A 20,157-nucleotide genomic window follows, 5' to 3' on the forward strand; every position below is an offset into this window, starting at 1 on the left:
CACTGTAAAACGCGGGCGTCCCCGCCGGGTCAGCCGTGTCTACCGTCGTCGCGATCGACTACGAAGGCCACGGCGGCCCGCAAACGGCGCTCAGCCGGAATCTGCTTAGGGACTGCCTCGGACCGCTCGAACTGCCCTGTTCGAGTCACCTACATGAAGCAGACTTCGTGGCGCTCTGCGCTAAGGCCGGGCACGGGCAATAAAGGACCGAGCCTTTGAACTTCAAGGGACTGCCGACGAAGCAGCATGACTTGACGAACGTTCGCCGCGGACCGGCACTCTGTCACTTCCCCTTCCACTTCCAACAAACGGGAGGTCGGAGGGCCAAACCCGGCGATTAGCGCATCCTTAATTGCGCCCTAGGATTCGAGTGGGACTTTCCGCGCCAACTTTCAACAACTTCTCATACGTGTCGCGCAGTCTCGCGGTCATGGAAAAGCGCAAAGTACGCCGGCGGCGCGTCTTCAAAGCCGCTATGATCGAATTTCCCGGCGGCGCGTTCAGCTGCGTCGTACGTGATCTGTCGGAGAGCGGGGCACATTTGGAGGTGCCGAGCCAGATTGGAATTCCGCACGAGTTCATGCTGAGCATTCCGACGGCGGAATTGCAGCGGCCGTGCCGAGCGGTGTGGCGCTCCAACAGACGGATTGGGATCGCTTTTGGGTCAGCTTGAGACGTTGTCGTAAAGTTCAGTCTGACTTCTCGCGCACCAGAGGCGTAACTCTGTGTGGACCCTGCCACACCTCAACTAAAGTGTACGCTCCAGAAAAACTTCGGCGCGTACCTCAGTCTTCGTAGTCGGGAAATCAATCTCGTAAGCTGCGCGTTAGACGCCCGGCTAACGGGCGAAGATCGACAATCGTATTCTATCAGGCGCCGTTTCGGTTCGAATGAAATGCTACTCCCGAACCTCGATGACCCCAGGCATTCGGCCACTTGCCAGTTCTCACGCGCCTACATCGCTGAATCTCTGGCTATGAACACGGACGGCGCGGTCGCTGGTTCGAGACAAAGGTAACAGGATGCATCCAGGATAAAGCCAGTGGGTGCGCCTCTTCGTAATATTTTGGCAGGGTCGGTCAGGTAGGATGTAGTTTTACTTTACCGACAGATCATCAGGCCCTGGGATTACTGTGACCTCAGATTGTAACCATGAACTAGCAGTTATTTCACGCGAAATTGCGGCGAAGCAACTAAGCGTTGAAAACCAAGCGATCTTGATTGAGGTGCTTGAACGTGATGGACACGACATGAATGAGCAAAGAAGACTCCTGGCCAGAGAGCGATCAGCCTTGGCAACGCAGATCGCTCGACAATTTCAGTTGCTAGACAAAAGATGCACATCGGGCGAATGAGCTTCATTGGCGTGCGACATAAACGACAGAACGTCGGAAGCTTGAGCGCATTGATGTTGACGAGGTCGCCTACATGCTTGGCGACGGCGCCAGTTCACGCTGCCGCGTGGTCAACAAGGGGCGGCAATCGAGCTTCCATGGAAGCGTTTCGTGAATCCCACATTCAAATTAATGCTCGAAAAAGATCGCGCCGTATATAGTTGCCGACTAATTTGGGCGAATGACAATCGCATTAGGTATCGTTCGAATAGTCTTGACGACAAACTAATCAAGAATGGTTTTCACGGTGCTATCCCCGGCATGGGATCGACGATGTCCAACAATAGACTTGAAACACGCCCGTGGTCACCCGAGGAAGAAGCGCAGCTTCTGAAGCTCATCGAAAGTGGCATGACCGCAAGCGAGGTTGGCCAGGAACTGGGACGCACTCGCTTGGCGGTCTACGGTCGATTGCTGCGCTTCCGCAAACAGCAAGGCCGAGTAAGCCGCACTAGCGGACGTTTGTTCCCGCAATGGGCCGATTAGCAAATTTCATGGCGATCTAACTCCCGTCCGCGTCGCACCATGCTCTTTCGATGGAGGAGCTGCCTGGGATGGTGGGAGCGATCCATGGCGGCGCCTTAGATGAGGCCAACGGCTCGGGGCTTGAACAGCAATGAGCGAAAGAATTCATTAGCTTGGCTAACGGCAGCGTGCCGATTACCGCTGATTACGGCACATGGAATGGGAATGTCGGCCCCGGCTGTTCTCCCAACGTGCGACTGCGGCCGTTTTGAACCTTTCGCTGTATCGTTCAACCCGGTCCACAGCCATGCCTCGAGGCCTTGCCGTCGCGCTATTTGGAATGGGCATCTTTTCGCAGCTCGATCGAGCGTTTTTCTATGGCCGCAATACCGACGCGGCGTTCAGGCTTGCTCGAGAGATTGGCCGCGGATTTGGGCTGTAGAACGGCGCCCTACGTTCATGGGGCTGGCGCATACTCCGCGGCAGCTACTTCTTCAGCAGTATCCCGACGGTCCGCGACGTTCGTCTGACGAACTTTCGGCTGCGATCCTCGATACACCAGCTCCCTTGCGGGCGAGTTTGATCAATCGACACTTTGAGTAGCACAGCGCAACTGGATCGGTATTTAACCAACGATCGGTACATTGAGGCCCCCGCGGATATGCTGTGGCAAATCATGCACCCATTTGTTCTAGCCCCCTTTGACAAACTTCTGAGGTCGCGTGATGGAAGGCACCTCCTGGGCTGATCTCGACGCAGAGGAGCAACGCGCGATTGCAATACTGGGAGCCGGACTTTCTATCGAGCTTTGTGGACTTTCAGGATGTCGTCGAAATCTAAACGCCTTGCCGTTCAGGAGCGATTCAAACAGGACGGGAGCTGGCAATATTGCTGGGCGCACAAATCGGCCAAGCGACAGTCATCTTTCCGCGAACAGTCTTGGGGAATAGATCTCGCAAAAACTAAAGGCCACGGAGACTCAAGCGGCCCATCGAGATCGAACGTATCCCTGCTCCACGATTGTGCATCGATTGCCTCACAATCATCATGGCACTTCCATTGCATCGCAATATACTTCGCTTAACAATCAAGAAATTTCAGGCGAACTTTCGATGATCAGGCATGCGGCCCGCATGCTGGCCATGTTGTATTGCGTTTGCGGCCAGCCCGCCTATTCGAACTACGAATCCCAAGCGGTGACGCCACCGCTGTCATTTTCACAGTTCTGCATTCAGTATCCTGAGGATTGCCAGCATCACGATGATCGCAGGATCCGAGATTTCCGCTCCTCAATTCAACGTTGGCGAGAACTTGCTCATATCAATTCAATGGTCAATTTCGGCATAGCGCCGAAAGATCCGGTCGCAAGCCGGCGTGACACGGAGTGGCAGATATTCCCTTACGAAGGCAATTGCGGCGACTACGCCGTCACCAAGCGCCATCTGCTGCTACGGTCCGGCTGGCCCAGCTCGGCCCTCCTTCTTGCAGAAGTCATCATCCGAGCAACCGGAGAACACCACCTTGTGCTGCTTGTGCGGGAGGGCAGGGCGGTTCTCGTGCTCGACAATCTGAGCCCGGTGGTGGCAGCGCTTGTCGATGCCTTGGATCGATTCAGAATCGTGCGGGCGGAGTCAGGCACGGATCCGCAGCGGTGGACGCGGGAAGTCACCGCCTTTTAGCTCTGAGTGCATGCTCATCGGCAGTTGATTGGGTAAAGATACCCGCGGGTGTGATGCGGCGCCTGCGGACACGAAATTCAACAAAATCAGCTAGTTAAAGCTCGATTGCCGCGCTATTGTTAATTCTCTATACCGCTCAACTTGAGGCGCCAGACCGGCAAGTCCAGGAACGGCGAAGGACTTTTTATTCCCATTCTGAGGCCAAATTGACAAGCCATCGACTTAAGCAGCGGATCGCCCTGATAACGGGCGTAACGGGCCAGGACGGAGCTTATCTGGCCGAGCATTTGCTTTCGCTTGGCTACATCGTTCACGGGATCAAGCGGCGCTCGTCCTCGTTCAACACCGCGCGTGTCGATCATCTGTACCAGGACCCGCATCTCGGGAACGTGCCGTTCCTGATGCACTATGGCGACATGACGGATTCGACCAACCTGATCCGCCTAGTGCAGCAGATCCGACCGACGGAGATCTATAATCTCGCCGCCCAAAGCCATGTCGCGGTCAGCTTCGAGAGCCCGGAATACACCGCCAACGCCGACGCGATCGGCGTGCTGCGCCTCCTGGAAGCAATCCGAGTTCTCGGCATGGAGAAGGAGACGCGGTTCTACCAAGCCTCGACATCCGAGCTCTACGGACTGGTGCAGGAGATCCCGCAAAAGGAGACCACGCCGTTCTACCCTCGCTCGCCCTACGGCGTCGCCAAGCTCTACGGCTATTGGATCACGGTAAACTATCGCGAAGCCTATGGCATGTTCGCGAGCAACGGCATCCTTTTCAACCATGAGAGTCCGATCCGCGGCGAGACCTTTGTAACTCGCAAGATCACCCGTGGCGTCGCTCGCATCGAGGTCGGGCTTGAGGATACGCTCTATCTCGGCAATCTTTCGGCGAAACGCGACTGGGGGCACGCCCGGGACTACGTTGAGGGTATGCACATGATCCTCCAGGCGGACAAGCCTGGCGATTTCGTGCTCGCCACCGGCGAGACCCGCTCGGTCCGAGAGATGGTCGAACTCGCCTTCGCGCAAGTTGGGAGACGCATCGAATGGCGCGGCCAAGGAGTCGACGAAACGGGCGTTGATAGCAAAAACGGCAAGACTCTGGTGCGGATCGACCCCACCTATTTTCGGCCAACCGAGGTCGATTTGCTCATCGGCGACGCCAGCAAGGCACGGCAGGTGCTAGGCTGGAGGCCAAAGCGAACCTTTGCCCAGCTCGTAGAAGAAATGGTAGCGAGCGATCTAGCTGAAGCAATGCGGGACGCCGGAAGTGGCAAGCATACCGTTTGAACTCAAAGGTAAGAGCGTTTATGTCGCTGGCCATCATGGCATGGTTGGCAGCGCGATCATACGCCGCTTGGCGCGTGAGGACGTGAAGATCGTCACGGTGGAGCGGAATCAGGTCGATCTCTGCAACCAGGCCGCCGTATTCGACTGGTTCTCCAGAACACGACCGCAAGTCGTATTTCTCGCCGCTGCAAAAGTCGGCGGCATCGTCGCGAACAACACGTTGCGCGCTGAGTTCATCTACGACAACATCGCGATAGCCAGTAATGTGATCCATGCTGCGCACCTAAGCGGCGCAGAGAAACTGATGTTTCTAGGCTCCTCCTGCATCTATCCGAAGCTGGCGCCTCAGCCGCTCCGCGAGGATGCAGTGTTATCTGGTCCGCTGGAACCCACCAATGAGCCGTACGCGATCGCCAAGATCGCGGGCATCAAGATGGCGGAGGCCTATCGCAGCCAGCACGGATGCGACTTCATCAGCGTGATGCCGACCAATCTCTACGGCCCGGGCGACAACTATCATCCCGAGCACAGTCATGTGGTTGCCGCCCTAATCCGCCGCTTCCACGAGGCGAAGATCACAGGCGCAACGAGCGTGGCGGTTTGGGGCACCGGCGCACCGCGGCGCGAATTCCTTTATGTCGACGACATGGCGGATGCTTGCGTGCATCTGATGAGGACATATTCAAGTTCGGAACTGATCAACATCGGAACCGGCGAGGACATCACTATTGCCGAATTTGCACAGCTTGTGGCCGACATCGTCGGATACGTTGGAAGAATCACTTTCGACACTTCCCGTCCGGATGGAACGCCCCGCAAGCTGCTCGACGTCAGCCGACTTGCTCGACTGGGCTGGCGCGCGGCAACGCCACTCAGCGATGGAATGAGATTAGCCTATAAGAGTTACTTAGCAGGCGCATGAGACGTGAAAAATACAGGCCGCTCCTGGCCAAAGATAAGCCTGATGGGCGAGAAGCCTACGAAAGCAGCAGCCTCCAGCAACGCGATGCGAACCCTCCTCAGCGAGGATATATTGAGTACGTTTGCACTTATAGAGCAGTCGCATAAACCGCACGACCGTCCCAGGAAGTTTCGAAGAAACGACTATCGACGGCAGCTCAGTACGCGCGGCGCAGGACCGGGCCGACAGGCGCGCAAACCCGGTCCATGTACCAGCCATAGGGCGTCTCGACCCGCACCAACGGGCAGCGGCGCCACGGCACATACCGGTAGGGATACGGCTGCGCCCAGAACGTAACAGGCGTCACTTGGCTCTGGCCCGTGAGCAGGGCGGCCGGCGCTGGCATTTGCATCGCAGCGCTTGCTCCGCTCGCTGCGCATAGGGAAACGGTCGCGGCCAATAGTCCAGCTCGCATCGATGTCTTAAGCATCCCAAAAGCTCCTCGCCCCGGCAGATTTCAGCCGTCGCCAAATCCCACAGCCCCAACGTCACGGAGCCACGCCGCGACTGGCCGAAAGAGTGAACCAGATGTACCAAGGCCACGGGCCGAAAAGCAACCGATGCCCGGGGGGGAAGCCCATTCTTAGTCAATATGGCGCAGAAGTGTGGCTTCTCGGTCCTATTTCTCAACGCCCAAGACGCCGGGGGCGGCTAGGTCAGGTGAACGGCGGTACGCATCCCGCAAGAACCGGTAGTTGACCGTCTGAGCCATAGGCACATCTTCCTCGCCGAGCTTCGCAAAAATGAGGATATCCCGCAGCGTCCGCCAGCGACTTTCGTCGTAATCGCCAATGCGGCCGCCCGTCGGCAACACTAGCTCGCGCTGCAGCTGTAGGTCGTATCTCAGCCGCTCGGAGTTCAGGCCGGCCGGGCCGGTGCCAGCGAGAACGGGCACGCTCTTTGCATAGTCGGCATAAACGAATTGCCAACCTCGAATGAGGCCCTGGAGGACATCGGCAATCACGGACGGCTGGTCGAGGATGAGATCATTGCTCGCAAAATAGACTTGGCCGGGGACATGGATGCCGTAGTCCTGCGGTTTGATGACGTTCAGCTTCACGAAGGTCGAGCTGGAGGGATCGGGCTGCTCGTCAATAGCAGCAACGATCGCGTCCACCTCCCCGGCCCGCAGTGCTTCGAAGCTATCGCGGTCTCGGACCTCGGTTATATGGCTTCGGGGAAGCCCGAGCTGCGCCAGCATGGCGTCGAAAACGACGCCCCCCTCACTCGCTCTACGGTATCCAATTCTTTTTCCGATCAGATCCCCCGGCTGCCGCAAGCCTGAGCTTTCGAGCGTGAAGATCGCGGCCGAGGTATCAAGCAAGCTTGCAGCGAAGGCAGTTACGGGCACGCCGCGCCAGCTTGCCAGTAGGAAGTTCTGACCGCTCGTCACGCCGATGGCACTTTGGCGTGCAATGGTTTGGACGAAGTCAGGGTCTTCGGGCTGAGCCAAGACCTCAACGCGGGAGGAAAAATAGCCCCCCCTCGATGCAGCGAGTTCGCCGGCAAACCGAGCACTATATCGCCCGTCAAGGAGGAGCTTGACTGGCACAGCTTTAGAAGCTGTCGGCGTTCGTATGGGGGTCGCTTCAGGACGAAGAAGGAGAAGCAGGATACCCACCAAAGCGATGGCCGCAAGACCAGTAGCAAGGTACCGCCTCCCTCTCCGTCGGGTCCGCTTCCGGTCCTGGGTTGGCAACAAGAACTCCTAACGGTCTATAAATTTGACATATCACTTGAGGCGAGATGAGCTACAATCCGCCTTGGGGGTAAGGTTAATTTTTCCTTCACCTTGTTTTAACAGCGCTTTTGACCGATAGCACGGCTTATTCGGGTAATAAATTTCGCGTCAATGGATTTCGCAGGATGACAATTATTACTACTCGACCACTGCCCGTTCCTGATTCTGCGACGGGAATTCCCGTGGCCGAGCAAACTGCTTCAACATCTACAAGCTTTTCGCCAAGCTGGCTGCGCCCTGAGGTTGTTGAACGCTCAATGGCCGTAGTTGATGCAGCGTTGATCGTGGTCAGTGGGATTGGCTGCGCGGTCGGCTATCTGTTGTCGACCGCGGGCCTCGTCGGCAAAGCAGACGTGTATGCGGCGGCTAGTGTCTTGGTTGCAGTCAATTTTGTTCTTCTGAACGTAGTGCAGCAGGGCTATCGACTCCGAACCATCACGGACCTGCCACGCACATTGCGAATGACAACCGCGACGTGGACCGCTCTGTTCGGTGCGCTGCTAGCGATCGCCTTCACAATGAAGGTCAGCGAGGAGTTCTCCCGAGGAAGCACGATCTCGTTCTACCTGGTCGGCCTTGCCGCCCTGGTCGCCTGGAAGACCGTGGCGGCGCGGTGGACTGCGAATTCCTTGCGCACCGGCGCCTTCGCCAACGGGAGGGCGATTATGATCGCCGAGTTCGGCCTTGCCACCTCGTCCAACGCGATCGACGACCTCGGCCAGCACGGCTATCGCTTGATGCGAATCATGGAGATTCCTGCAAGGCAGCTGGCGTCACCGCTATTGCTCTCCTCGCTCGCACCGCGCTTCGAAGAGCTCATCGCCTATGCGCGTGAGAACCGGATCGAGCACATCTTCCTGCTGATGAACTGGAGCCGGCAGCATGCGATCGACAGCATTCTGGACGCACTGAAGATCCTGCCGCTCCCGGTGCATCTGGTGCCGGACGCGACCACGGCGCGCTTTTTGCGCTATCCGCTCTTCGGCACCGGCAACATCTTCACCGCTGAACTGCGTCGCGCCCCGCTGGCCCCTAGCGAGCGCGCGCTCAAGCGCACGCTCGACGTCATCGGCGCGAGCCTTGGGTTGCTGGTGTTCGCGCCGGTGATGCTGGTGACCGCGATCTTGATCAAGCTGACCTCGAAGGGCTCCGTGTTCTTCCGCCAGACCCGCCACGGCTTCGGCGGGCGCGCGTTCAGGATATTCAAATTCCGCACCATGCGCGTGCTCGAGGACGGCCCGACCATCACGCAGGCGCAGAAGAACGACCCTCGTGTCACGCTGATTGGCAAATGGCTACGTAAGACCTCGATCGATGAGCTGCCGCAGCTCTTCAACGTGCTCAAGGGCGACATGTCGCTGGTCGGCCCCCGCCCGCACGCGGCCGCCCACAACACCGAATATGAGCAGATCATCGGCAACTACGCCTTCCGCCACCACGTCAAGCCCGGCATCACCGGTTGGGCGCAAGTTAATGGTTACCGCGGAGAAATCCGCGCGATCGAGCTTATGCAGAAGCGAGTCGAGCTCGACATCTGGTATATCAATAACTGGACCGTCAGACTTGATCTTAAGATCCTACTTCTGACTGTAGCCACAAGTTTGCGCGATCCGAATGCATATTGAAAACAAGAGATTTCGAGGCTGAGGGACTAATGGAAAAAAGCATTTTGATCTTTGGCGGCTCCGGTTTCGTCGGAACCCATCTGCTGCGTCGGTTACGACGGACCTCCACAGCCACAATTGTGAGCGTCGACTTGCGAGCGCCTGCTGCGCCTGTCTCTGGCGTCGAGTACAAGATCGGCGATGTACGCAACCTCAGCAACTTTGACACGTCCGGCGAGATAACAACCATCTACAACCTTGCCGCAATACACCGTACGCCTGGGCACCCCGACCACGAATATTATGAGACAAACGTCGGCGGAGCTGTAGAGATCGCTGCACTGGCCAGACGCAATCACGTGCCGCAGATCGTCTTCACAAGTTCGATCTCCGTGTACGGCCCTGGTGAAGATACCAAGCTGGAAGACACTCCCCCTGCGCCGAGCTCCAGTTACGGCAGGTCGAAATTCCTAGCTGAACAGGTGTTTCGAGGATGGATGACAGAACGCGATGATCGAAAGCTAGTCATCACTCGACCAGCAGTCGTTTTCGGAGTAGGAGAAAACGGGAATTTTACTCGGCTCGCTACTCTACTGCAGAAGGGCTTTTTTGTTTATCCGGGCCGGCGCGACACGATCAAGGGCTGCTTCTATGTCGAAGACCTGATCAATGCCATCGAATTTGCTCGTTCGTGCCCGGAGCGTTTCGTCTTGTTCAATGCGTGTTACCCAGATCGCTATACGATTGAGGACATCGTTACAGCATTCCGGACTACTCACTTTCCGAATGCGCGAGAGCTTCTGCTTCCCGAAGCTGCGGTGAAAGCTGCGGCGGCGATTCTCAAGCCGTTCTCGGCGGTCGGCGTTGGCATTCATCCTGATCGCGTGATGAAGCTCGTCAAGTCTACCAATGTCGTTCCTGGTTGGCTGCAATCCAAGGGTCAAGCGCCACTCGGGCAACTCCAATCAGCCCTCTTGCGTTGGCGAAACGATTCGTCTGGATGCTTCACCTAGTGCCGCGACATGGGTCTGTGTGAATTGTTCGGACAGGTGAACAGCGCGGTCAAGCTTTTGATGATCGAGAGGTCGGTTGATGGGGGGCGCATCTTTTGTGTTTAGCGCGTTCGGTGTTTACGTTTGCGACTAGTAATTTGACAGAGGCAGGTGTTTGAGCGTTGCTGACGCACTCTCGTCGTTACGCGCAGCGGCTCTTTGAAAGCGGCGCGGGAGCAAGCTATTCATGGATGAATTGCGGTCGGTCGACCCGGAATTCACTTATCCATAGGCCGAAGGCCATGCTTCACGATGACAAAAACATTCACCCTGCCACTTCACACGCTTGGAACATCGCAACACAAAGAGCAAAGACACTTAGCCTGCGAAACCCGATTATACGGTGAGTTGCGCCTCTGATATCGACCGAAGGTTACCGCATCCTCTCTTCTCGCATGAGTAACGAAGCATGAGTAACGAAGCATGAGTAACGAGCTTTGTTCAGACGAGCGAATTCATCACGGTCCAACTTGTTTGAGGCGAGCCGCAGCGATGGCCTCCTCCGGCTGCTGTAGAACAAAAAACTCGGGTAATCATTTGCAAATCGACGACAGTTTTTTTGCGGACGTTGTCCAGGCCGGCGGGTGGGACTGCTCATCTGTTTGTTGCCACGACGAGCATCTCACTCGTTTCGAACGTCTGCTTGCCCAGGCAGATTCTATCAAACCGAAGATCGTGCGATCTGCCTTGGCCGAGAGTGCGCGCGCAGCCAGAGCAAGGAGCGACCCCGTCACTTCGCAACAACGTACTATTGCCGAAGTATCCGCGGGTGTTAGCGCCGTGATGCTTCTCGCATACGTGGTTTGGATATTAGCGCGTGCACAAGCGAGCGGCGTCAAAAGACTGTATTTTCTTGCGCGTGACGGCCAGATCTTACTGAAGATGGCTCGTAAGATCATAAGACACTCTGGATTGGACCTAGACGCAAGATATTTGTTTGTTTCTCGTCAAAGCTTGCACCTTCCCGGAATCCAGGACCTTTCCGAGGACGACATCAAGTCACTGGGGTTTCACACCGATCAAACCGTCGGCGAAATTTTATCGAGGCTTGGTCTGAGCGGTGATCCTTCTGCTCTGAAGCTGCTGGCCGATGCTGGCTTCAAATCCCCCTTGGCCAAGCTAACGGCTCAACAAATCTCCGATCTTGCATCCACATTGCGATCCGGCCATCTGGAACATGTGATCAGGAACGCAACACGTCAACGAGCGGTGCTCGTCGATTATCTAAGGCAGGAAGGATTCTTCACCGAGGAAAAGATCGGCATCGTCGATTTGGGCTGGAAAGGCGGTCTACAGCGGTCTCTATACGCTGCAGTACAGTCGCATGATCCAACTTTCGTCAACCGCGTTCACGGGTTTTATTACCGGCTGCTCAGCCGCCCCGCCGGCGTGGGCACTCTTGAGTCCTATGTCAACGAGGGGCGCGCAGCATCGCTGGCTCCCTTTATACGCGCCTCACTGTTCGAAGCGATCTGCGCCGCGCAGCACGGGACGACCATTTCCCATGAGAGAGAAGCAAATGGCACCGCCCGGCCAGTCCGTGCTCCGTACGCGGAGAATGATCCGGCGAGCGTCTGGGGAGTTGGGCTACAGCACGATATCATTAAGGCATTCACAGACGAAGTATTGGCTAATTTGGGCATAGCGGGTCAGAACATCTTGGAATTGGGCTCAGACCTGACAGAAGCCTCCTTTCTCGTTCTTCGTGCCTTCATTAGTCACCCGACTCGGAAAGAAGCTGAGGCGATGGGCTCGTTCCCCCACGCACCCAGCCAGTTTCATCGTGAGTTTTCGGAAATCGCTCCTCGCCTTCGACTCGACCAGTTGCCCTTGGCCCTCACAAGCAAGAATAACACAGTTGTATCTGAGTGGATCGAAGGATCGATAGCCCGCAGCTTTCCGGGCCCGATTGCTTCGCTTCTACTTGCGGTTCTTGCACCGATCAGGCGATCGCCCCTTTATCCAAGCAACAAACGCCTTTGAACGAACCTAGCAGTCCCTCAGCCAAAAACGTTAGCTCTGAAGAGTAGATGGCCTTGGCTTGGCCTCCGTTCGCCCCACCGGATCTAGCCGTTGGCGCACCGCCGATCACCCAAAGCGTCAGATGAAGCTGAAGTCGGACGTATGAAGGTTCGACAGCGCGACGTGATTCAAGGTCAGGACGTCCGACTTGTCGATGGTAATGACCACGCTGCTTCCCACCTGTTGGGCGTCGGCTAGCAAGTGGGCGAAATCCGGAACCATCGCGCGGCTGATGTCGATGTGGTCACCCTGCATTGTGGCGGTGCTTGGAGTGAAGTCGTTGATAACCTGCTTACCAAAACCCGGGTTGAAGACGAAAGTGTCTGCCCCGGCGCCGCCGGTCAGTTTGTCCCCGCCACGGCCGATTAGCACGTCGGCGCCCGCTCCGCCAGTTAGAGTCTGGTTGGCCTGGTTAGAGTAAAGAGTAACGCCAGGAGCGCTCCCTGTGTTTCCGGCTGCGTCTGTCGCGGTCTCTGTCAAGCTGTGTACAGCCGACTTGGACAGCTGGCTTGTCAAGCTCCACGAGCCATTCGAGGAGAAGGTCGTCCCTATCAGCTTCCCGTTGTCGTACAGCGAAATGGTCGAGTCGGTTGTGCTGATGCCGCTGATCGTGACCGAGTTCGACCCGGTCGGCACAACGTTGACGATACCCGGGACCGGTGCAATGGTGTCAACTATGAAGTTGAGAGCGGCGCTGGCCGCGCTCATTTGGCCGGATCCATTCGAGGCGACGGCCGTCATTTGGTGAGAACCGTCCGGCAATGCGCCCAAGACAAAGCTCCAGGCACCATTGGCATCCGCAGCGATAGAACCCAAGGCGAGCGAATTGTCGTAAACTGTCACCACGGCGCCAGCTTGGGCGATCCCGGTAATAGCCTGTTGCGCCGTGTTGTGCACCGCATTGACGTATCCGTTCACGATGCTGGCATCACTCAGAGCCTCGGGCGCAGCCGGCGGAGCGGGCGGTACCGTGGTAGATTGCTCGATCTCGATGATGATCGGATCGGCCGATAAGCCAACGGTTATGCTGCTCACGTTGGAAACGGTCTGAATGGCGGTAGTCCCTTTAATGGGGTCGAAAATCTTGATGCTTGAGACCGCGCTAGGCAAGCTGATCGTTACTTCCGATGTTGGCGGCGTCACGACGCTGGTGCCGTTGTAAAGTGTGGCATTGCCATTCCAGAGAACGATGTCGAAAGCACCGCTCGACTTTTCCAACAGCATCGACGACGCAGTGCTCGGCAGACCGTAGATGTTATAGGCAAGAGTTCCAGGCGATGTGAGCGGCGGACCTTTGTCTTCGAGAATATGCGTCAGGTTGCTAATGTCTACGGCGGCGGGTTTCGGAGTCCCGTCAGCGTTGAAGAGGCCGAAGTGCTGCTCTTGGTCACTCGACGCGTTAGGCTCATCCATTAGCTCATACAGGAAGGTGATGGCGGCTCCCGCCTTGTAACCGTCCAGCAGCGCGTTGGTGTCGATGATGCCCTGGGTGTAGGCATCAGCCACGCCTCCGCCCCAGGTCGATGTGTTGAAGCCCGAACTGGAGACGCCGGTTTCAGTGATGTAGACGGGTTTGCCGGGATTGGACGCCTGAGCGGCTGCGACCCAGGCATTGATACCGTCCTGCAACTGCTGGCCGATGCCTCCATAGACATGGACGTTGGAGGCGTCTGCAAATGTCCCAAAGGAAGGGATCGCGAGTGTGCTGCACTCGGAGGCGGCGATCACGCTGACGCCGGCCATCAGCGGATCTGCTCGCATCGCCGCCTGCAACGCGGCGTCGTCGGCCGCGCCCCAGCTCAGATTCCCGTGAGAGGAAATTCCGTTGAGATAGTAAGTGTTGGTCGTGTATTCATTCGACCCTTCCAGCGCAATGATGCTGCCGGGCACGGCCATTTCGAGAGCATCTGCGCGTACAAGGTCGGCTGCCGCATTCACCTGGCTCGCCTGATCCGCGTAGAAGGAATTTGACTCGAGAAGAACAAAACGGACTCCGGTCTCGGCCAGCGCGATATACGTCGAAAGCGCGGTGGCGGGCGGGATGCCGTCACGGACATTCGAAATGCCAAGATAGGATAACTCGCTCAGGATGTGAGTCGGATCGTACGACGCAAGGTGAGTGGCGATGCCGATCGAATCGATAAAGCTTGTCACGCTCGTTGCGGAATTGACTGCATAATCCGCAGTGGAAGCTGAACTGGACATCTCTGGCGCTCCTCAAACTGGACGCGCCCACCGTAGATGGCCGAAGCGCATTTTAGTTTAAGGAAACCGAGCGCTCTTTAACTGATGTGCTTAATGGACGTTTCGCAATCATTCGCCCGCGGCTTCTCGATTTGCTCTGCTCGCGCGCGCCGGCTCGCTCCTTAATGAAATCAGAAGGCATTGCGCGCTCGCAAGGGCCCGGAGTTTTTTCGTTAACCTTGCTCTGGGCTTAATCCAGTTTGAGGTTCGGTCTGCGTCGGACGAGTAGCGCGGCGTGGGCGCGCGCGAGCTTGAGCTTTCTACGGGCTGCGGTCCGTCCCATCGAGGGAGCGATGCAGGATGCTTCCCGAGCCTTCTGCCTTACTTCGAGATGTAGTCACGGCTTCTTGCGAGTAAAAATCACGAGTTCCCAGGAGATCCAAATAGAGTTGCTTTGTCCGGTCAGCCATTGATCTGGCCGTGTAGTGCATTCTAAACCGATGATGAGCGTTTTGAGCGAAGCTTCGCAATTCCTCAGCGCTAGTGGCACGTATCGCATTCGCGATATCCAGCGGTCGCAAGCTCTTCAGGAGCCGTCCGGTCGCTCCATCCTCAACAAGCTCCGGAAGTCCTCCTACTGAGGAGGAGAATATCGGAAGGCCCGCTCGCATCGCTTCGATCGCGATCATGGGCAATCCCTCCCAGCGAGAAGGCATCAGGAGCAGGTCAGCCGTTGCCAAACTCTCCTCGACCTGTGACCGAGTTCTCCAACCGAGGAGTTCGACATTCTCGGGAATTTCTAGAGCGGTAGTGGCATCGGTAACAAAGTCACCGATCGCAAAGCCCTGAGCCAAGTTGCCAAGCTCGGACATGACGTCGAGAAACACGTCAAATCCCTTTTGTCGATCGAAACGACCCACGAAAAGAATTTTGACCGGCCTCTCAAGGCCTGACGCCGAGTTCGCTGACGGCATCGCCTCGTCCGCGATGCCATTTAGAATCACAACACATTTTGAAACAGGAATGCCGGCTGAAGCAGCCGCTTCGCGCTCGGAGGAAGATACGCATACGACACCGTCGCACAAGCGCGACAATGCCGCCTCAAGCCACGCATATAGCCGGTTCGCCTTTGTGTCCCGCAGGAACGCCCAACCATGAGGACAATACACAATGATTGGACGGCGCTTCGGCAGGAAAGCAACTGGACGCACAAGAAGTCCAGCAAACGTAGAGTGGACATGAACGACATCGGGCTTAAAGCGTTGGATCAGCGCCCCGGCGGCAAAGGGGACTCTGATCAGAGACCGTATCGATCGCCCAACGTATGGATACGACTTGATGACAAGCTTTGGATGAGCCAGCTTTGATAGAGCCTCGTCATTTATATCGGGACCGAAGACCACAATTTGAGAAATTGCAGAATCTCTGATTTGCTCCGCAATCAATTCCTGCAAATGCGCAAGAACCCCTCCCAACGGCGCTTCGGTGAAGTGCGCGACCTTCAAGTTAAGATTGTCTGATTTTGACACTTTAACCGCCTTTACGCCGTTGCATCCTGAGAAGGTCGCGCGCGATAACAAAAGAAGCAGGAACTATAAAGAAGGCACACAGGCCGAAGCTATTTCCCCAGAACAGCCCAACTCCCCCCAACGTTTTTGCCAAAGCGACCTTAGCTACAAAACAGCTTATCCCAGACAAACTCGCCAGTTTCAGTTGCATAGGCAGCAGCGATGGCACGCTCATGAGTGACGTGAGCACCGCGTTAACGGCGAAAACCGGAATCCAGATCGCAACACCAATGATCAGGTCATTTGGAAGCGATATCCTGCCACGCGTCCAAAAACGCGTGACATCATCTCCAAACAGGAGGGTCACCGTCGAGACAGAACCCGCTATAAGCAAGGCCAATGAAAAAGCGGAGACCAAAAGTCCACACGCGCCGCGCGCATTTTGCTCCGCGGTTGCAGCTCGGAACTGAGGCCAAAACGGAGTCAGGCCAATCGAAAGCAACGTCTGGACCGCGATCGCCATTTTCTGCGCAACCCCGAATCGCGCCGCCTGTTCGGCATCCAAGAGATGTAGTGCCAAGACAGAATCGAAGGAAAAGCTGATGGCGTTGATCGCGTTTACGAGCAGGAACGGAGCGCCGGATTTCAGCACTGTTGCCAGCTTCCCCGCACTTGCCAGCGAAAGACGCGGCTTCAGGTCGGGGCGCCGCCGAAGCAATAGAGTGCCGTTAAGGCAATGAACGACTAGAGGCACCGCGCAGAAAGAAGCCACTACGGCGACGATACCTGCATTGAACTGGAGGCTGACAACGATCGCGCAAAACGTGGCAAGGGAGGCAAATGCGTCCCAAATGCTTTGAATTGCGGTTTCACCTAGACCAAGTCTGGTTTTCCAAACAAGGCTCAGCGGCGACACGATACAAAGTGTCAGACACGTCATAAAGAATGCTTCCCAAGCTCCAGTACCTTGAACATGAACGAAGCTACTACCCGTCCGATTCGAAAAGAACGTCAGACATACCACCGTCGTACTGACGACTGAGAACAACGTAAGAGCCACAAGCGCATTTGAAAGGTATGTTCGCGCGGTATTGTAGGCTCCCTTCGAGACTGCGATGTGATTGACTAGACCCGATCCAATTCCCAAATCGATAAAGGAAAAAGCGCCCATCAAGGAACTCGCGGCGAGCCACACGGCGAATTGCTCGGAGCCCAGGTGACTCAGCAGGATCGGCACGAGAGCCAGCGTGGATCCCATTTGAATGACCCGCGCTGCCAACCCAGCCGCGGCGCCAAACAATGGATGCGATCGCAATCTGCTCCAAACTTCCGCGCGCTCATTCACGGGAGTTGCAACCGAATACAAGGCATAATCCGACTACTGCCCTGAGCCAGCTTACCCGCATCAGGTTCAGACCATGCGTCAGCCAATGAGTCTCAGATCCTCTACGGAATCGGTTACTGTGATAGGCTAGTGCCATCCCATTTTCCCGATCAGCTGCGCGAGGACGTGAGATAGGTCTGGCTCGGAATTGGACGTGTGGATGGTCGGAGGGGGGCGCCAGCAAGTTGCCCCACCCGTGCACTAAAGGCTGCGCCTGCGCCCAGGGTGATCCAGATCATCGGGGTTCGAAAGGTATCAGTGGTGAGCCCGGTTACGATAACATCGGCACAGCTCATGATGATCGGGTATGCAACCACCGGCACATTCCGACCCAAATTCGCGTAGATCAACCCCGCCCCGCGCACCGAAACGATAAGCGCGATCCAGATTGAGATCCATCCGAAAAGGCCGATCAAGCCGAGTTCAGCGGCAAGCCTGGCGTAAAGCGAGTACGTGTTAGGCCAGGGCGCGTCGGTAAATCGGAGGGACGCCTTGACCTCGGAACTTAGGAACCCCCAGTCCGGCATATACGAGCTAGCCTTGAAGGCGAACTGACCCAACCCAACCCCCAATATCGGGTACTCAGAAAACATTCTAATCGACGTAACTTGATAGGCCAAACGCGACAGATCGGAAACAGAAGTCCCCACAACGGCCTCGCGAATCACCTCGTCGAAGCTCGCCGCGTAAAATATGATCACTGCAACCACTGCAAACAGCAGTAGTGCCCCAATGAAGGTCGCCGACTTCGGTACGCGTCCATCCGGGGGCAGGAACAGAAATTTCAGGAGACCGAAAGCGACAACGTTGGTTGCCAAGAGCAACCATCCCGTCCGGGCCTGAGAACCAACAATCAAGGCTGTGAAAGCCAAGAGCAAGAAAATATGGAGGGCCTTCCTAATGCCCCGAGTTATGAATATTGCAGCGAAAAGCCAAGGCCATGCAAGTCCGGAAAAGTTCCCGAATGATGGAGGCTCGAACGAAACGGTACGAAGGCGTTTATCCCATCCCTCGATAAGCCTCAAATTCAAGGTGCCGTCCCACGATTGAACAGTATGATCCGAGCCCGCGTGGAGCAAGGAGTTCACAGTTTGATAGAGTGGAAGACTCATCCCAACTCGATCGAGAGCCTCGAGCAAGCCGAAGCCGACGCATAGTGCCGCGCTGATACAAATGGGCAGTATCAGGCGCACATACCATCGCCCCAAAACCACTGCACGAGTCAACAATGCGAGGGCTAAGCCGTAGATTACCACGGTCGCGGAGGTGACCAATTTCGCAAGCCCATCGCGACCATGAAACCTCGCCGCGCTGATTTCAGTCGCATTCCAGAGGGCCGAAATCGCTATTACGATTACGATGGCGGCACCGGTTCGCCAGAAAAGGGGCCCGCCTAGCCGCTCGACAAGCTCACCAGCTACGCTAGCGCCGGCAGCGTTGATCCCATACAGCCCCATGGCCAACGCAAAGAAATAGAAAGAACTCTCGTTGCCGAGTTCTCCGAAGGATTTAAATCCTGCGATCGCGTCGAAGGGAATCGCGATCACGGCCAACGCGAATATCGAGTCAGCCAGTTTAACGCGCATGACCATGTCCGTCATCTTCGGCCCGGTCGCCAGGGACGATCACAGGGTAGTTGCTTAGGACGACCGCCTTTCCGGCTATTTTGGCAACGGCGGTTCGAGCAGAGTCGGACCTTAGCCAGGCAACGATCTGACTTGTTTTCCCTTCCTCGAACAAAAGGAGCTGCACCTGAGGGTCCACGGCTTGCAGTCGGCGAACGAACCTCATACTCGTTAATCGCCGAACTAATCCGTCATCCAGCTCAACCTTGAAAATACCCTGCGCCGTCTGAAGTCCAAAATGAGACTCGGGATTGGCAGGCTCGTCCCTTGAGTCCTTCCATTCGTACCATACGGTTGCCTGAACGCCACTGGCGACGTTCGCAAGATAGGCGCGAGCCAAATATGCTCGCTGGGTTGCACGGCCAACGGCCGAAGTGGGATAACCCCATTCAGTGCACAGCATGGGCACGTCACGCCATCGACCGGACAGGCGCTCAAGTAGTGCGCGACTGGCCAGGTTCTCAGCTTCCACGCTCTCCGGATCCGGCCGTCGCCCGCCGCTTATGCGATAACTATGCATACTCAAGCCATCGAGACACCCTGCCGCCTCGGTCTTCGCCAGAGTCCCATAGAGTGCGGGCGCCCGGATCGGCAGGCTGGCAGTTGCCGGCGCAAGCACCATTGCCTTTGGAGCAGCCATCTTGATTGCGCTGCAAGTCATTGCGGCGAGTTCCGCGTAGGCATCTGGCTTTGGTTTGGGCGGCCAGAATATGGGCAAGTCCGGCTCATTCCAGACCTCCCACGTAACCGACTCGTCAGCGTACCGCTTCGCGGCAGCGGCAGCGAAGCGGCTGAAGGCCGCCATCGCAGCCTCACTCTCTGGTGGTGCCGCAACTTTCCTCTCTCGCACGCCCGGATCTGCCGGCAGTTCTAGCCAGCGGCTATAAAAATGGTTTCCAGTCGCTAGAATCACAATGGAGGAAAGACCCGAGTGTCTGACCTTCTTGAAAAATGCGTCTGTCGTTGCCCAGTCGAACTCTCCTGGATCTTTCTCGATTGCTTCCCACGACATACCCCATCGTACAAAGCTGAAACCAAAATTTCGGATTCGTTCCAAGTCGGCAGTGTCAATCTGCCATACCTGCACGTGAACACCCAAGCCTGAGGGAAGGCCATTGGCCATCACACCCCGATTCGACGCCACTAACTGAAAGAGCAGCAGAAAAAGCTGCAGCAGCCATCTGCTTCTGCGCAACAACCTCTTGCGCGGGGCGAAGCGGCTTTTGTGAGGAGTTTCGACCATTAT

General features: G+C 56.6%; 14 protein-coding genes. 8 read left to right on the plus strand and 6 right to left on the minus strand.

What is annotated here, in order from left to right; all coding sequences use genetic code 11:
- Positions 1–430: 430 nt before the first annotated feature.
- The 5 genes from BM190_RS32125 (at position 431) to fcl (ending at position 5,752) form a co-directional block, all read left to right on the plus strand.
- Entirely contained in the window at positions 431–673 is a 243-nt protein-coding gene (locus BM190_RS32125; RefSeq protein WP_049814819.1) for a PilZ domain-containing protein, read from the plus strand.
- 832 nt (positions 674–1,505) lie between these two features.
- Complete coding sequence (locus tag BM190_RS41330) at positions 1,506–1,880, plus strand: hypothetical protein (RefSeq protein WP_244550784.1); 375 nt, start codon at positions 1,506–1,508, stop codon at positions 1,878–1,880.
- Positions 1,881–2,971: 1,091 nt separating this feature from the next.
- Positions 2,972–3,538: a transglutaminase-like cysteine peptidase gene (locus BM190_RS32140; RefSeq protein WP_092261651.1), complete on the plus strand. Its 567-nt coding sequence runs from the start codon at positions 2,972–2,974 to the stop codon at positions 3,536–3,538.
- 206 nt (positions 3,539–3,744) lie between these two features.
- Positions 3,745–4,830: a GDP-mannose 4,6-dehydratase gene (gene gmd, locus BM190_RS32145; RefSeq protein WP_018317091.1), complete on the plus strand. Its 1,086-nt coding sequence runs from the start codon at positions 3,745–3,747 to the stop codon at positions 4,828–4,830.
- Positions 4,811–5,752, plus strand: coding sequence for a GDP-L-fucose synthase (gene fcl / locus BM190_RS32150; RefSeq protein WP_018317090.1), 942 nt, complete (start codon positions 4,811–4,813; stop codon positions 5,750–5,752). The genes gmd and fcl overlap by 20 nt, the downstream gene beginning before the upstream one ends.
- Positions 5,753–6,410: 658 nt before the next feature.
- Here fcl and BM190_RS32160 read toward each other — a convergent pair.
- Positions 6,411–7,412, minus strand: coding sequence for an ABC transporter substrate-binding protein (locus tag BM190_RS32160; protein WP_256375078.1), 1,002 nt, complete (start codon positions 7,410–7,412; stop codon positions 6,411–6,413).
- A 302-nt stretch (positions 7,413–7,714) separates the two neighbouring features.
- Here BM190_RS32160 and BM190_RS32165 point away from each other — a divergent pair, with 302 nt between their 5' ends.
- The 3 genes from BM190_RS32165 (at position 7,715) to BM190_RS32175 (ending at position 12,171) form a co-directional block, all read left to right on the plus strand.
- Positions 7,715–9,157, plus strand: a complete 1,443-nt coding sequence (locus tag BM190_RS32165) for an undecaprenyl-phosphate glucose phosphotransferase (protein WP_244550785.1) — start codon at positions 7,715–7,717, stop codon at positions 9,155–9,157.
- A gap of 29 nt (positions 9,158–9,186) precedes the next feature.
- Positions 9,187–10,149 (plus strand): NAD-dependent epimerase/dehydratase family protein, encoded by a 963-nt coding sequence (locus BM190_RS32170; RefSeq protein ID WP_092261654.1) that lies wholly within the window; start codon positions 9,187–9,189, stop codon positions 10,147–10,149.
- Between the two features lie 462 nt (positions 10,150–10,611).
- Positions 10,612–12,171, plus strand: a complete 1,560-nt coding sequence (locus tag BM190_RS32175) for a hypothetical protein (RefSeq protein ID WP_143109116.1) — start codon at positions 10,612–10,614, stop codon at positions 12,169–12,171.
- Between the two features lie 117 nt (positions 12,172–12,288).
- On the opposite strand, the gene BM190_RS32180 is transcribed toward BM190_RS32175, so the two are convergent.
- The 5 genes from BM190_RS32180 to BM190_RS32200 all read right to left on the minus strand — a co-directional run bounded on the left by BM190_RS32180 (position 12,289) and on the right by BM190_RS32200 (position 20,154).
- Complete coding sequence (locus BM190_RS32180) at positions 12,289–14,415, minus strand: Ig-like domain-containing protein (RefSeq protein ID WP_143109117.1); 2,127 nt, start codon at positions 14,413–14,415, stop codon at positions 12,289–12,291.
- A gap of 299 nt (positions 14,416–14,714) precedes the next feature.
- Complete coding sequence (locus BM190_RS32185; protein ID WP_143109118.1) at positions 14,715–15,923, minus strand: glycosyltransferase; 1,209 nt, start codon at positions 15,921–15,923, stop codon at positions 14,715–14,717.
- Position 15,924: 1 nt separating this feature from the next.
- Complete coding sequence (locus BM190_RS32190; protein WP_143109119.1) at positions 15,925–17,268, minus strand: lipopolysaccharide biosynthesis protein; 1,344 nt, start codon at positions 17,266–17,268, stop codon at positions 15,925–15,927.
- Positions 17,269–17,396: 128 nt separating this feature from the next.
- The gene (locus BM190_RS32195) at positions 17,397–18,872 is read right to left on the minus strand and encodes an O-antigen ligase family protein (RefSeq protein WP_177237421.1); all 1,476 of its coding nucleotides are present in this window, start codon (positions 18,870–18,872) and stop codon (positions 17,397–17,399) included.
- Entirely contained in the window at positions 18,862–20,154 is a 1,293-nt protein-coding gene (locus BM190_RS32200) for a cellulase family glycosylhydrolase (RefSeq protein WP_092261660.1), read from the minus strand. Before BM190_RS32200 ends, BM190_RS32195 begins: the two co-directional genes overlap by 11 nt.
- Positions 20,155–20,157: the final 3 nt, after the last annotated feature.

The organism is Bradyrhizobium sp. Rc3b, from assembly GCF_900114915.1.
In the GTDB taxonomy this organism is placed as follows: Bacteria; Pseudomonadota; Alphaproteobacteria; order Rhizobiales; family Xanthobacteraceae; genus Bradyrhizobium.

Excerpts from the sequence above, each read along its gene's own strand:
- BM190_RS32180 (WP_143109117.1), bottom strand. The coding sequence starts at position 14,415 with ATGTCCAGTTCAGCTTCCACTGCGGATTATGCAGTCAATTCCGCAACG.
- BM190_RS32175 (WP_143109116.1), top strand. The coding sequence starts at position 10,612 with ATGAGTAACGAGCTTTGTTCAGACGAGCGAATTCATCACGGTCCAACT.
- BM190_RS32140 (WP_092261651.1), top strand. The coding sequence starts at position 2,972 with ATGATCAGGCATGCGGCCCGCATGCTGGCCATGTTGTATTGCGTTTGC.
- BM190_RS32125 (WP_049814819.1), top strand. The coding sequence starts at position 431 with ATGGAAAAGCGCAAAGTACGCCGGCGGCGCGTCTTCAAAGCCGCTATG.
- BM190_RS32170 (WP_092261654.1), top strand. The coding sequence starts at position 9,187 with ATGGAAAAAAGCATTTTGATCTTTGGCGGCTCCGGTTTCGTCGGAACC.
- BM190_RS32195 (WP_177237421.1), bottom strand. The coding sequence starts at position 18,872 with ATGCGCGTTAAACTGGCTGACTCGATATTCGCGTTGGCCGTGATCGCG.
- BM190_RS32200 (WP_092261660.1), bottom strand. The coding sequence starts at position 20,154 with ATGGTCGAAACTCCTCACAAAAGCCGCTTCGCCCCGCGCAAGAGGTTG.